The following is a 14,603-nucleotide window of genomic DNA, read 5'->3' on the forward strand; positions in this document are numbered from 1 at the left end:
GGAAGGGCCATATTAGCAGAAATTGCCAAGTTCCTAATTAAAAGAAATGAATTAGATAGAGAATCATTCCAATGGCTCTCTACCATATCTCAAAAATGCTAGATATCTTTGATCTTCTCCTATTAAAGCATTAAGTATGGCATCTACATAAGTATCAAACTCTTGCTTCTTTATAACAACAGTGTGATGAGCATACTCTAGAGGTATAATGTACTCATCTTCAGAAACAGAGAGTATTGCGGATAATAGCTCATCATCAAGCTCAATTGCTTCTAGGAGATATATGACGCCATTATCAATAAACCTCACATAAGCCGGTTGAATACTCTGGACTGGGTTTCCCTCCTCGGGGAACAAGAGCATGACCCTTTGAAGATACTTATCTCCTGCAGCTTTTTTGATAACCTCTGGAAGAGACCATTTTCGAGTTTCCCTATATCTAAACCGCATGTAACCTCTCTTTTTCGAGATTGAGTCTATTATTGGGACATCAGGCATTAAGGCATATTTGCTCTCCTTCTTACCTTCTGTAACTTGTTTTATTATATCATCAGTGTAGAAAGTTTTTGCCACAAATGCCACTTTACCCTGGAGGAGCTTATCTATTGAATGAAGGTACTCCAAGTATTCAAGAAATATTATGAAGTCTTCCCTGTAATTTGGATCACTTTCTATTTTTTCAACAAGTTCTTCCTCGACAACATAAGGCTTTAACAATTCAAAAACTTCTTCTCTTCTGGCCATCACTGTAGAGTAGTTAATAACACCTTCCTTGTCAAGAACCCTTTTCCATTTATCCCACTCCGAGTCAAGAAGTTCTAAAAAACCTTTAACCAGATTCACAGTGCCAATTTTATCTTCCTCATAGAAATGCCTCGTGGCACTTTCTAAATAAGCAGGGGGACGTGCTATAGAACCACTTAGCGTACCATCCATTAAGATAAGATCTGCATTTTTCAACTCAAATGTTAAAGCGCCCATCCTGTTCTCAAGCATCTCCATATGAAGCCTTATTCTTTCATCAACGTGTTTATATGGAGATACCAAACCGATTTCATGCCATTGAAGAATGTCCTCTCCCACAGCAACAGATGAAACCGCATAGATTATAGCCCCACTCAATCTTTTCACCATTCTGCTCCCATCAATGGCAAAAACGTTTGCTTTTCTCTCAGGAGGAAAATCTTCCCACGTATATCCTGCTTCTACAACTAACCTCTTCAATCCCTCAATCCTCTCCAGCTGAGAGTCTAAATATCTCTTCACATCATTAAGATGACTTTGACTAATACGCGCCAAGACTTTCCACCTCTACATTACTTCTTCCACCAACAAGGGTAACTCTGATAACATAATCTGCTGCGTCCTTTAATTCCTCATCATGGGAGACTATTATCACTTGTGGGATCTTTCTTAGATGCTGAGTTATTATCTCTACCAGCTTTTTCCTTCTTTCTTCATCCAAAAATGGAGTGGGTTCATCTAAAATTAAGAGCTCCATGTTTTTCACTTTGTAAAGCGATAACGCCAGCCTAAAAGACAATCCAAGAGCTATTTTTTCGCCCCCACTTAGAAAGTCAATTTCTTTCTCTTGTCCTTGATAAAGGACGACTATCCTAATTCTCTCTTTACCAAACTTTTTCTCCCTGATTATTTTTATCCCCTGATACTTTCTTTCCGTCATCTCAGAGAAAAGTTCACTTGCAACTCTTTCCACTTCACTTAAACCCTTCCTTTCTGCTTCTGCTTTTAGTTTAAGCAACTTTTCTCTCAAGGTTTTCATGTCTGCTATCATCCTACCAACAAGCTCAAGTTCTTTCTCGGCCTTTTTAACCTCCTCAAGTCTTATTTTGAGCTCTTCTAGATTTTTGAGGACCTCTTCTTTAAGAACCTCACTACCTTCAATCTCTTTAAGCAAAGCAGCATGAGTATTAGATAGATTTAGATGCTCTTTACGGATAGCCTCAAATTCTTCCTCGCTGAATTCTCTATTTAGCTTCTCTAACTCCCCATAAATAACTTCAAGATTCTCTTTAAGGATATTAAATTCTCGTTCTTTCTTCTCTAATGTGCCTCTTAAGAGATTTTGCTTCTTTTTCCGAATTTCAATCTCCTTTGGAACTGCCCTAAGCTCTATGTACTCTTTGTATATGGGATCCAATTCTCTTATCTTCTTTTCTACTTCTTCAAAAGAAGTAAATCCTTTCTCTCTTATTTCTTGAAGAATCGCTCTTTTTCTCTCCTTAAGTTTCTCTAAATCTTTTGATATAATCTCCAGTTCCTTTTTTACTTTAGCAAGTCTCTCCGTCTCCCTCTTCAATCGGATAATTTCTTTTTTTATCTCAATAGCCTTCTCCCTCACTTTCTCGAATTCTTCAGCACTTGTTTTCAAGCTTTCAATATCATACCTTTCAAGCTTCTTTTCAACAGTTTCCAAGAACTCCAATGTCTTATATAGCTTGATTAAAGTCTTTTCTCTATTTTTAATCCTTTCGAGTTTCTCTTTTTCCTCTTGGAGTTCTTTAAGCTGTTTACTAATTTCTTTCTTCTTTTCTTCTATCTTGGCGAATTCCAGCTTATATTCTCTCTCAATTTCTCCTTTATCGTGCTCTTGTATAGGCCTCTTACAAAGAGGACATTCCTTTGCACCCTCTAGTTTTGATAAATTATCCCTTAGTTTCCACTCAATTCTGTTCAATCCGTTAAGCTCACCTTTTAGGCTCACGAGCCTATCTTCAAGTTCCTTTAACTTCTCTTTTGCCTTTTCAACTTCCTCTAGCTCGTTAGTAAGCTTTTCTTTGGTATAACCTGCTTTTTCAAGCTCCTTCAAATATTTCTCCTTTTCAGCAAGCAACTGTCTAACTTTTTCATACTCTTCCGCAAATCCTTTCAATGTTCTATATCTCTCTAAAATTTCTTTTTCGAGCTTTTTAGCTTCCTGAAATTCCCTTTCCTTTGAGTTAAGCTCACTTATCTCTCTTTGTATTCCTCTAATTCGTTCTTCTAACCGGCTTTCTCCAATTTCAATTTTTTGGAGTTCAGCTCTCTTTGAGAGAATAGCATTAAGCGTTCCATATTCTTCTTCCACCCATTTAATCTCTATTAGACGTTTTTCCTTATCTCTCAGTTCATTAAGTTCTTTCTCTAACTCTGAAATTCTCTCTTTAATATTCTTTATCTCCGTTTCAAGTTGTTTCAATGAGCCTTCAGTTGAGAGTTTTTCCTTTTCTTTTTGACCTAATAATTCTCTGAGTTTTTTGAGATACTCATATCTCCTTGAAACTCCAGACAACTTTTCTGAAATTTCAATCTCCTGCTTCCTAAGCTCATTTATTCTAACAAGTATCTCCTTAAGCTTTTTCTCTTGCTCTTCTATCCTTCCTTGAAGATCTCCAGAAGTTTGAATTAACTTTTCTAGATAGTCTTTTTTCCTTCTCAGCTCCCTAACAACTTCTTGGGCATTATTAGCACTATTTTCAAAATCTTCAATCCCTAAAACTTTTCTAAGAACCTTCTCCCTAACATTCTCATCGATTAGAATGTTCTCTATCTCACCCTGCTTTATATAAAGGGCATTTCTAAAAACGTGAAGAGGATAAAGATACTTCTCAGACCATCTGGCAATGTCACTATCTCTGTCATGCAGGATTACTCCGTTTTCTTTAAGATAGCTTTCACCATTAGACTTTCTTACAATTTCATACCATTTACCATTATGTTCAAACTTTAGAACTAGTTCAAACCCGGATTTCCCTATTCTCGTGTTTACCCTTTTATATCCCCTAGGAAAACTCCCATGGCCAAGATAAAGGGCAGCGAAGATTGCCTCAAGAATTGAGCTCTTACCAGAACCGTTCTGACCAATTATTAAGTTAATCCCATCATTAAATTCAATGTAAGAACTCTCATGAGCTCTAAAATTCTTTATTTTAAGGGATCTTATCCTCATTTCTCTCACCTCATGCCAAGCCAAGCATCGATAGTCTTAGCTTTGGGGCCCTTTAACTTGGGTTTATCTTCCTTTTGTACCTCTTTATGTTCCTCCTCAATAACTTGTGCCTCTCTTGAAGACTTAGGATGTTTATATACGTCCATCAACCAATCAATAAAGTTATCAAGTTCTTCTGAGAACTTTCTTGGGTCATTCGCAAGTTGTAAGAATAAATCCCTTTCAAAATCAGACAATATCTCATTTAAAAGCTCGTCTACAGTTTTCGTTGGATCTATCCCCACTACCTCTGAAGACACTCTATTATTAAAATTGTAATATGAAAGATCCCAATCTTTTAACAGATCATAGAACTCACTTACATGCACTCCTCCTTTAACAACCCCTTCAAGAGTTATGAGGACTATACTATCTCTTTCTACATATTCCCTAATATCAGAAATCTTATTTCTGAGTTCTATTTTTGACTTTCCTTTTATTAGGACATTATAAAATGGTCGAGTTTCTATTTCCACGAAACGTGGCTCAAAGTCTTCAACAACATAGAAGCCCTTAATGTTCTCCTCAAGTTTTTTAACACTTATTCTCCTATCGTAAGTTATCCTGTGGCTCGCTTCTCTAATTTCAGTTCGTTCTAATGATCCTGGATATATAATATCCCCCGAAAGACCACTTTCTTCTCTTCTAAGTTCCTTTTTCATGTGGATATGTCCCAATGCATAGTACCTAAATCCCTCTGGAATCTCACTGAGTTTCAAGTCAAAGGCATCTTTGTAGGGTGTGCCCTCAGCAAGATAATCAATTGCTTGGTGAAGCATTAAAACCGAATTAGAACCTCCTCTAAAAATACTCTTTAGGATACTTCGTCCATTCTTAATAAGTTGCCATCTGTTGTTATGCCTTAGACCATAAATTTCAATATCCCCAAAAACCCCATAGACAAGATACAGATTCCCCTTCTTCACACTTTTCTGAAACTCGCTTTCTCTTGGAGTTTTCTTTATTCCAATGGTGTAGATTAATCCTAAATGCTCAAGCAGATCGTATATTGAAGTTTCTCTTATTGTTTTATCGTGGTTACCCTCTATTGCAAAAACGGGTATATTCTTTCTCTTCGCTAAGTTCAAAATCTCTACTGCGTCTCTAATAGCTTTTGGAGATGGTTTACTTACGTGAAAAAGATCACCTGCAAGCAGTATAAAGTCTACCCTCTCATCTATTGACTTTTCTATAGCCTGTCTAAAAGCGTTTAGATAATCTCTGTACCTAAAGGGTTGTTGGAACTGCTCCCTTCCCAGATGAGCATCTGCTATGTGAGCAAATTTCATCTCATTCACCTGCAAGGTCTTCCAGTGTTATCTCACTTTCCTCCTCAATCTCACTCCATTCTTTTACGATATCAATGTCCCCTCCACCGTAATATCCATTAAACTCTTCTTTAAAGTTGTATATTTTTACCATAGCAGGTAACGGTATCGCAAAGCCTACGACTACAGCTTCACCAATTCCAAGAGCAGCTATATCTATAAGCAGATCCTCACTTATTTGTTCGCTTGCCTGTTGCACGTATCTTTGGTCATGAGGCTCGACTAACCGAAGGATTATTTTCGTGTTTGTTTGACTCAGTATATCATCATCAAGTTTCTTAGGCCTTTGAGATACTATACCAAGCCCTATACCAAATTTTCTTCCTTCCCTAGCAATCTTACCCAGCCAGTAAGCGGCTTGAGTTTTGTGTTCCCGAGGAGCAAATATATGGGCTTCCTCAACTATCACAAGAATGGGCTTTGTCAATGCAGGGAACTTTTCTTTAGTTTCTCTTATTTTTGAAGAATCATTCATTCTAACTGCCTTCATATACTGAACTCTGTGTTTTAATATTCCTCTTAAAAGATAAGAAGCAAGGGCAATCATTTGATCCTCTTCCATACCACTTAAATCTATAACATTAACCATTCCAGGAACTATTTCCGATAATATGTTTCCTAGCTTTATGAACTCGCCAAAATTGGTTTTAAGTTCTTGAAGATAGTCCTTTAATCTTATTAGTGAGTCTAGATCTCGCGACTGTATTTTCCTTTCTAGCTGCTTTCCTTGAGAATCGTAATATTTAATAATAACATCTTCACCTTTCTCTTTACTTTCATACGCTCGAATCCATTCTTCAACTTTGTTTTCTAGTGCATTTACAAAGGCCATGCCTCCCAAGATCTTTGAGTTCTTCTTTGCTTCCCATTCCACAGTATAATAGGCCAGACTCAAGAATCTCCTCTGAAGTGCTGCATTCTCTGCAACTCCTAAGAGTGTCGCAAGCTCACTTACTTTTATTTTCGCTGGATCAATAGTAGCCTTTATTGGATTTACCCTTGAACTTCTCCACGAAAGGGTTGAATATTCACCATGAGGATCAAGAATAACTATGGTTCCATTGGTCTTATCAATAATTTCTTTTGAGAGAACTGCTATAGTATTAGATTTCCCTGCTCCTGTAACAGCTAAAACTGCAAAATGTCTTGAAACAAGCTTATTTACATCCAATCCAACTTCAACATTTTCTCTCGCCAAAAGACGGCCAATTTTTATGTGGCCATTAGAAAAAATCTTCTTCAGATCTTCATCATTTGCTAGCTTAACTACTTCCCCTGGTTTAATGGGCACTCTATTTGGTATCTGTCTGAATTCAAAATTTCCCCTTTCTATGTCCTCTTTAGTCTTAAGAACACCCAGAACCTTAGCACTAGCTATTATCGACTCGCTTTTATCGATGACACCTTTAGAAAAAACATTGACTGTTTTTTCGATATAGTCATAACTTCCTTTCCCAGCTCCCATGAGCCAGTTTATATTTCTCACGCCTTTAACAACTGCAAGAACCTCATCTCCATTTCTATTCTTAACTACCACAAATTCGCCAAAATTGGGCATGTTCCTTGGATCAACAATAAAAGTAAAGTAATCAGTGCTTGATTCTCCATAAACAATACCAACTTTACTCATACCTTCACCTCTTCTTAATTACCTGCAGCAAAAATAAAAAGATTGCGTTGCTGGAGCAAAACGAAAAATTCACCGCTCAATTCCTCTTCTTACCTTTACAGCTAATCCCTGCTGGAAAATCTTTAGTTCTCTACCATTCAATAAGCTCTGCCCAGTTGCCAAAAGTTCATCATTCTTATTCACTACAAGCACTTCATCATAAGGCCTTATGTTCTCATCAGCATCAATTACAAACTTTGCAAAGACATTTTTTCCTCTTTTTGCAAAAGGTTCTGCATCCTCATTGACAACAACCCTCATCCTCGGATACGGAAGAAATGAGTGAAGTCTCTTAGCTCCTTCAATTCCAAGAGTCAAAAGGCCATCCTCAGCCCTAAAAGTTGCTATATGCTTGCCTTTAACCTTTATTTGTCTTGGCATTCCTGTTTTCCTAGATAATTCGACAAAAACATCCTTAAACGCTTCACTTGCCCCTTCTCCGAACTGATATTCAGCGACTGCTTGGACGTAAAACTTAACCTCATCTTTACTGGGCTTTTCTATAACAAAGTCCTCTTCACCTTCACTTTGAGCAAAAGGAAAACTTAAGCCAAGATATTTTGGAATCTCCCCAAAAATTGGATGTCTCATTGTTTTCGAGAATTTCTCTTTAACCTTCTCAGCCCTTGTCTTGGCCCTTAAAACTACTGGTGTTCTCATCATTTCTTCACTTACTTTGAAAAAGGCTGAAGCCTTTGTTATTGGTTCATTTTCCTCTAGATACTTCTTATACTCAAGGAGTCTTTTATACGCGGCAAACATCTTGGGATGGGACCTCGAGCGTTCATCCACCAATTCCCAGAGAGTACCTTCTTTTATTGCTTGTTTTACTCTGTTAAGTTCTTCCCTAATGATCCAAAGGTTGTGAAGGGCCAATAATCTTGTTCTCTCTTCTTTTGGCATTTCTCTTAACTCTTGGGGAGTGTAACGAGAGCAGACTGGACAAGAACACGGGAAATATTCAAGCTCTTCGAGCCGTTTGGTCCCTTCAGGAGTCATGTAACGGTCGTCCTTCGCATAAAGGGCGTAAGATGCAGAGTCAAAGAGATCAATCCCCATGGCCACGGCAAGAGCAAATATCATTGGGTGTCCAGCCCCAAATAGATGAACTGGTCTATCGGGCCTTAAACCGACCTTTGAAGCTATAACAATGTCAACCAAGTCCTTATATCGATAACTTTCCATAAGAGGAACAACTGCCCCTATAGGATGAATCTCAAAGTTCATTTCACTGAGTCTTTTGGCTGCATAAGTTCTCAAATCAAGATGTGTTGAGCCTTGAACTGTCGCGTTCATTGCTATGTTTTTAAGTTCTTCAGCTTCTCTAGCCCTCTCAAGAGTTATCTTTAGGTCGTCCTCAGCTTTTTCTCTGGGGGCATCGGGTATTGTGGGAATGTCAAGAAAAGTTCCTATGTCTACCCCAATTTTATGTTGAAACTCAATTATCTCCCTATTGGTTATGTCAACTCCTCCATATCGCATAAGTTGAAAACTACCAGAATCCACTTCTATTATTCCGTCATAATCCAGGAGGTCATGGATACCCTTTTCAAGAGCCTCTTCTTTAAGCTTTTCGTCTTTGTAAATGATATAAGAGTTTGTGATAATGATGTCAAATCCTATCTTTTTCAGTTCTTTTGGAGTTACTATAAGCTGCTTTGGATTTACAACCGGCATTATTGCCGGAGTCTCCAGTTTCTTTCCATTGACTTCAATTCGCCCTATTCTACCCGCTGCGTCTCTCGCCCTTATCTCAAATCTGAACTCACTCATTTTCTCTCACCACAACAGTTTCAAAATTTTGGGTTTAAAAACCTACGGAAGCAAATGCAAAAACAAGAACGTCAAACTTCCAGAAATCACTGGAGTAAAAAGCCAACTTAATACTATACCACGGACTAGCTCCCAATTAATAGGGTTACCTACGTAATGACCTAACCCTGTGACTCCCCCAATCACAGCTTGGCCAGAACTAACAGGAAGCCCCAACACGTTTGCAGTAGTCACGGCTATTGCAGAGCCAAATTGAGATGAAAAGGCCAATCTAGGATCAAGGGGAGTTAGCTTTTTACCAATACTCATAATTACCTCATAACTGAATGTTAATGCTCCAAAAGCCAGAGCTAGAGAAAGAATACCCTTAAAGAAACCATTAACTCCTATAACTCCCATTAATCCCACAACATTAGAGAGCTCATTTGCCCCTAAATTAAAAGCAGAAAATGCCGCACTCGTGAAAATAAGCCACTTATACATTACCTCAATAAGCTGGATTTGTTTTATTCCTTTGAACAGCCTTGTATAAATTTCATAAACAACAACTGCCACAACAGCAGCTGCTAGAGGGGATAAGATCCAAGCAAAAACTACCCTGAGAAGTATTCCCCACTTTACTCTCAAATTAAATGCCAAAATTGCCCCTACTAACCCTCCAATAATTGATTGAGTAGTTGAGATAGGCAAACCTCTCATGCTTGAGATAGTAACAGCTGTGGCAGCACTAAAGAGAACTATTCCTATTGAATTAGTACTCAACTCCATAGCCAACTCTCCAACAGTTGCAGAAACCCCTCTCCCTCCAAAAAACACTCCAAGAGTAGTGAATATTACAATAATTAGAATGGCTTTTTTAAATCCCAATAATCCAGAACCTACAGCAGTGCCAACTGCTTTTGCACTATCATTTACCCCTATAGCCCATGCCATGAAAAGAGCTGGAAATATGACCCATTCCATTTTTTCTCCCCTTGTTACATAACTATATAGAGTATATAGTCTATATAGAAACTTTCAATTATTTAAATTTTGTGGCAAAGCTTGGAGAAGTACCCATAAACGTGAAGTGACAAATAGAAAACGGCCCAATACCACAAAAAGAATGGAAAAAGCACAGCGTTCACCACTGCGCCTCCCTCCACCACCGTAGGAATAAGAGAAGTTAAAATTTCAAAGCCCATGAATAGAGTGAATAAACTCCAGTTTTTAGTTAAAAGAAGTACAACAGGAATTAATATATCCAAAAAAGCTATAAAATCTCCCAAAAGTAGGAAGCCCAAGTCTTTTTCAAACCCTCCTCCTAAGTGCTTCAAATCCCCAATAAACCATCTTTTTCGCTGTTTCCAGAGAACTTTAAGTGTCTTTGGCATTTTTGTATAGGCTTTTGCCCTTGGAGCATAAACAACTTTTCCTAACTTTTTGATTTCTTTTGTAGTTGCATAATCTTCAACTTCACTATCAACAAAACCTCCAATTTTTTCTAAGGCATCTTTTCTAAAAGCCGATATTGGACCTGGAGCAACACTTAGATCCTCAAGTTCTTTGGCCCTTCTAAACATGGCTATCCTAAGATGTTCAACATCTTGAGCTCTCTCAAGGAAAGAGCTTCCCAAAACTCGAACTTGACCACCAACTCCTACAATCTCCTTTGAATAGATGCGTTCAATCAATCCTCTCAATGCATTCGGTGCCAATACAGTGTCTGCATCAGTGGTAACTATTATCTCTCCTCTGGCTTTTGAGAGACCAAAGTTCAGGGCTCTTGCTTTCCCCTCATGTTCCTTTTTGAAAACTCTAAGATTCGGATGAGAGATTAAGTTTGCCTTTTCAAAAGTACCATCTTCACTCCCATCATCAATGACAATTACTTCAAAATTCGGATAATCTTGAGAGAGAACCGACTTTATTGTCTCAACGATAGTCCTTTCCTCATTGTACGCTGGTATTAAAACACTAATAAGGGGAAGATGCCCTCTAGTTTTATATGGGTTAAAAAGACTGAGTAAATACTTTAAGAAGAAATAACCATCCCAAAGGAGTATTATTCCTAGGAGTATTTCAAGCAGCATGATTTAATTTCGAACTTTAATTTTTAACTTTTTCAATACTCATCACCGAAGAGTACCTAAAATACAAAACCTTCAAAAGAAATAAAAGCATGGCATCAAAAGTGAAGATGGTGGTGGTAGTGATAATCTCAAAACCGTGTACAACAATGAAAGGAGTAATAGTACAACCCTACTCTTGGGAGAGAGAGGTTACAGTTGACCTGAAGAAAACTGCTGAATGTTTAAGAAATAATGGTTATGAGGTAAGGAGCGTTATTCCAAAAATGCTTGCCATAGCTATCATTGATGGATACGAAACAAGCATATATCCAAGCGGTAAAATCATAGTAAAAGAGTTAACTGACATTGAAATGGGAAAAGAAATTGCAAAAAAGATAATTGAATGTGCTGGGCTTTCTGAACTTTTGGACGGATAAGATTAGGCATGAAGGGGCAGGGCCCCTTTAATTCTGCTTATGAGTTCTTCTTTCTTCTTTGAATCCGCAAGAGCTATTTGAAGCACTTGATCTATAGTCTCAACAGGGATTATTTCAATTTTTTCTGCTTTATCTGGACTTAGGAATACATCCTGTTCATTTGCCTTGGGTATTATAACCTGTTTTATGCCTGCTTCAATTGCTGCTTCTATTTTTGGTGTTACTCCTCCGACTGGAAGTACTTCACCTCTAACACTCAACGAACCCGTCATGGCAACATTTTGTTTTACTGGAATCTCCTCAAGGGTCGAGATGACAGCAGTTGCAACGCTTATACTTGCACTATCACCCTCAACTCCTTCATAAGTCTGCAAGAACTGGACGTGGATATCATACTTGCTTATGTCTTCTCCCTTATAGCGCTTTATTATAGCTGAAACGTTTTGCACAGCTTCCTTTGCTATTTCACCCAGTTTTCCAGTGACAATTATCTTTCCTTCTTCTTTACTTGCTGCCGGTGCCACAGCAGCCTCAATTGGCAATACAATACCACTTTGCTCTCCTATAACTGCTAAACCGTTAACTCTACCTATCTCGCCACCTTCACTTTTAATTACCTGATATTCTTTCTTTCTCTCAATGTACCAATCGGCTAACTGTTTTTCAAGTGGTTTTGCAAGTTGAAGAGCCTTGAAAATGTGCTCTCTCGTTACGTATTTTGCACCTTCTCTAATAGCGATATCACCTGCAGCCCTTATAATCCCTCCAAGATCCCTAAGGCGAAGTGTAAGGTGCCCCTTTCTACCAGCTCTCTTTTGGGCCTCTCTAACTATCTCCTCAACAGCATCTTTTGTGAAGTGGGGGATCTTACCGTCTTTTACAACTTCTTGGGCAACGAAGCGAACAAGCTTTCTTCTGTTCTCTATAGTGTCAGGCATTGTAGTTCTCATGTAAACTTCATAACCGTAACCTCTTATTCTTGAACGCAGGGCAGGATGCATCTTATCAACAGTATCCAAGTTTCCAGCTGCTACAAGGATAAAATCACATGGAACTGGTTCCGTCCTTACCATGGCACCACTTGATAGTTCGCTTTGTCCTGTTATTGGCATCTTTTTTTCTTGCATTGCAGTGAGCAAGCTTTGTTGCATTTTTATGCTTAAAGTTGCCACTTCATCTATGAAGAGAACTCCCTTGTTAGCCCTATGGATCATTCCTGGTTCAACACGTTCGTGAGCAGGAGTTCCTAAACCACCGCTCTGGAATGGGTCATGTCTCACATCTCCAAGTAGTGCCCCTGCATGTGCCCCAGTTGCATCAACAAAAGGAGCCTTTCTTTTTCCACAATTATCTATGAGCAGTTTAGGTACTAACGCTTGATTTCTGAGCCTCATGTTGGAGAGGGCCATTAATGACACTATAAGCACAAAGACCCCAAATAATAAAGTTTGTGCTGAACGATCCATAAGAACGGCCAGCATAACAACAAATAACACGAAAAGCAGGAGATACGACTTTATATTATCCTGTTCTTTTGCCTTCTGCCTATAACGTTCAACTATTTGTCTTCCTTGGCACGCCGGAACAGTCTTTATCTTTGGCATGTTCTCGTCTTCAGGGTTTGGAAAAACTAATACATCTTCTAAATTCTCTGTTGGTAAAAGTTCAGCCATTGCCTGACCAAGCATTGACTTTCCTGTCCCTGGCTCACCTATTAATAGAACATGTCTCTTCTGCTTTGCAGCAGTCTTAATAACCTCAACCGCATGCTCCTGACCAATTACCTGATCTATCAACTTTTCAGGGACAGTAATTTCCTCAGTAGTCTGGAATTCAAGACCCAAATCTAGTTCTTCACCATATGAGCGTTCGTTTTTGATTTTATTAATTTCCTCGCTCAAATACCTCACCTCTCTCAAATTACGGTTGCTTAAGTGAACTTATAAACTTTTTTTAAAGAAAACTACAAAGCGCAGAAAAGCTAAAATAATAGAAACCCAAAAAGCTACGGGGTGATGGAAATGAAAATCGAAGATCATATAGCTTTTACCGCGAACCATAAAAATTGGAAAGTTGGAGACAAATTACTGGCGATGGAGAGTCATGAGATAGCCCACTTCCTTGCAAGCATATCCAACACTGTAAACCTAAAAATTCCAGAGTATCTAACAGAGGTTATGAATGTTGCCGGAATAATGAGTTTGGCTGAGGAAATCGCAGAGAAAGAACTTTGGGAAATTTTAAAAACATTAAAATCTCCCGGAACTTCAAGAAAGCTCAACCCTATGATATTTGAGGAAAATAAAAAACTTAAAAAACACCTACTTGCCGTGGCAAAAGCCCTATTGGCCAGGGAGACTCTTTTAAAGAAGCTTACCATCAATTATCCAGAGGATCCCATAACCGAGTTACGAACTACCCTTATCTACCATGATGAGCATGTGAACTTTACTGCCAAACATGGAAGCTGGATCGTTGTGAAAAGATTGATAATTGATGACAAAACACCCATGGCGGATATTGCGAGATTACTAAGCAGTATAAATGAAACCACTATCTCAAAGATCCCCATTTATGCAGAGATAAATATAAAAGGAATTAACGAGTGGTTTGCAGACATTAAAAAAGTCAAGAGCGAAACTGAGATAAAAACACTTGTTGATAAGTTCTTACACATACCTATAGAGAATTACGCTCCAAAAGAATTCAGAGAACATGCAAAAATCTATGCATTGAGAGCGGCCCTAGAAAAAGTTGGACTCACAATTGATATCCCACCGAAACCACTTGAAAAATACTTAGAAAAAAGTTAATAAAGCATGATGAGGCCGAGGACACCCGAGCAATGCGATGAGGAGTCTTCGCTTCGCTGATCCCTTTCTTTTCTTCCCCTTTCCAAAAAGTTTTTAATAATCCCCCGCCACAACCCCAGGTGGTGATTAAAAATGGTAAAGAGAGAAATAATATATACTGAGAAAGCTCCACAACCAATCGGTCCATACAGCCAAGGAATTCTCGTGGAAAATCCAAGCAAGATACTCTTTATATCAGGCCAGATTCCAATAAACCCTGAAACTGGAGAACTCATAAAAGGAGACATAAAGGAGCAAGCAAGACAGGCAATAGAAAATCTCATAGCTGTTTTAGAGGCAGCAGGAGCCAAGGTAGAAGATGTTGCCAAGGTAAACGTTTATTTGGACGACATAAATGACTTTGGAGAGTTCAATAAAGTCTATGAAGAATACTTTGGGAAATCAAAACCAGCAAGAGCAGTAGTGCAGGTAGCAAAGTTGCCCAAAAATGTTAAGATTGAGATAGAGGCAATAGTAATATTTGAATAAATTAGTTAGCTTTTTA

General features: G+C 38.4%; 11 protein-coding genes. 3 read left to right on the forward strand and 8 right to left on the reverse strand.

From position 1 onward, the window contains the following. Nucleotides 1–63: 63 nt before the first annotated feature. From EP1X_RS00830 to EP1X_RS00860, 7 genes are all read right to left on the reverse strand, one after another. Nucleotides 64–1,299, reverse strand: coding sequence for a DNA double-strand break repair nuclease NurA (locus EP1X_RS00830; protein ID WP_055280852.1), 1,236 nt, complete (start codon nt 1,297–1,299; stop codon nt 64–66). Then, a complete protein-coding gene (gene rad50 / locus EP1X_RS00835) occupies nt 1,286–3,949 on the reverse strand; it encodes a DNA double-strand break repair ATPase Rad50 (protein ID WP_055280853.1) in 2,664 nt (887 codons plus the stop codon). The genes EP1X_RS00830 and rad50 overlap by 14 nt, the downstream gene beginning before the upstream one ends. Nucleotides 3,950–3,954: 5 nt before the next feature. Continuing rightward, a complete protein-coding gene (locus EP1X_RS00840) occupies nt 3,955–5,277 on the reverse strand; it encodes an exonuclease SbcCD subunit D (RefSeq protein WP_055280854.1) in 1,323 nt (440 codons plus the stop codon). A 1-nt stretch (nt 5,278) separates the two neighbouring features. Next, nucleotides 5,279–6,946 (reverse strand): ATP-binding protein, encoded by a 1,668-nt coding sequence (locus EP1X_RS00845; protein ID WP_055280855.1) that lies wholly within the window; start codon nt 6,944–6,946, stop codon nt 5,279–5,281. Nucleotides 6,947–7,015: 69 nt separating this feature from the next. Then, nucleotides 7,016–8,758, reverse strand: a complete 1,743-nt coding sequence (tgtA, locus tag EP1X_RS00850; protein ID WP_055280856.1) for a tRNA guanosine(15) transglycosylase TgtA — start codon at nt 8,756–8,758, stop codon at nt 7,016–7,018. A gap of 42 nt (nt 8,759–8,800) precedes the next feature. After that, nucleotides 8,801–9,721 (reverse strand): inorganic phosphate transporter, encoded by a 921-nt coding sequence (locus EP1X_RS00855; protein WP_055280857.1) that lies wholly within the window; start codon nt 9,719–9,721, stop codon nt 8,801–8,803. 62 nt (nt 9,722–9,783) lie between these two features. Beyond that, the gene (locus EP1X_RS00860) at nt 9,784–10,830 is read right to left on the reverse strand and encodes a glycosyltransferase (protein ID WP_055280858.1); all 1,047 of its coding nucleotides are present in this window, start codon (nt 10,828–10,830) and stop codon (nt 9,784–9,786) included. A 107-nt stretch (nt 10,831–10,937) separates the two neighbouring features. Here EP1X_RS00860 and EP1X_RS00865 point away from each other — a divergent pair, with 107 nt between their 5' ends. Beyond that, entirely contained in the window at nt 10,938–11,246 is a 309-nt protein-coding gene (locus EP1X_RS00865; protein ID WP_371180383.1) for a hypothetical protein, read from the forward strand. A 2-nt stretch (nt 11,247–11,248) separates the two neighbouring features. Here the strand turns inward: EP1X_RS00865 and lonB are convergent, their stop codons facing one another. Next, nucleotides 11,249–13,147, reverse strand: a complete 1,899-nt coding sequence (gene lonB, locus EP1X_RS00870; RefSeq protein WP_055280860.1) for an ATP-dependent protease LonB — start codon at nt 13,145–13,147, stop codon at nt 11,249–11,251. Nucleotides 13,148–13,267: 120 nt separating this feature from the next. On the opposite strand from lonB, the gene EP1X_RS00875 reads away from it, so the two are divergent. After that, on the forward strand, nt 13,268–14,059 hold the full coding sequence (locus EP1X_RS00875) for a DUF2666 family protein (RefSeq protein WP_172672580.1): 792 nt from the start codon (nt 13,268–13,270) through the stop codon (nt 14,057–14,059). Between the two features lie 132 nt (nt 14,060–14,191). After that, nucleotides 14,192–14,587 (forward strand): RidA family protein, encoded by a 396-nt coding sequence (locus EP1X_RS00880; RefSeq protein WP_055280862.1) that lies wholly within the window; start codon nt 14,192–14,194, stop codon nt 14,585–14,587. The last annotated feature ends 16 nt before the right edge of the window (nt 14,588–14,603 follow it).

This window comes from Thermococcus sp. EP1, from assembly GCF_001317345.1.
GTDB lineage: Archaea > Methanobacteriota_B > Thermococci > Thermococcales > Thermococcaceae > Thermococcus_A.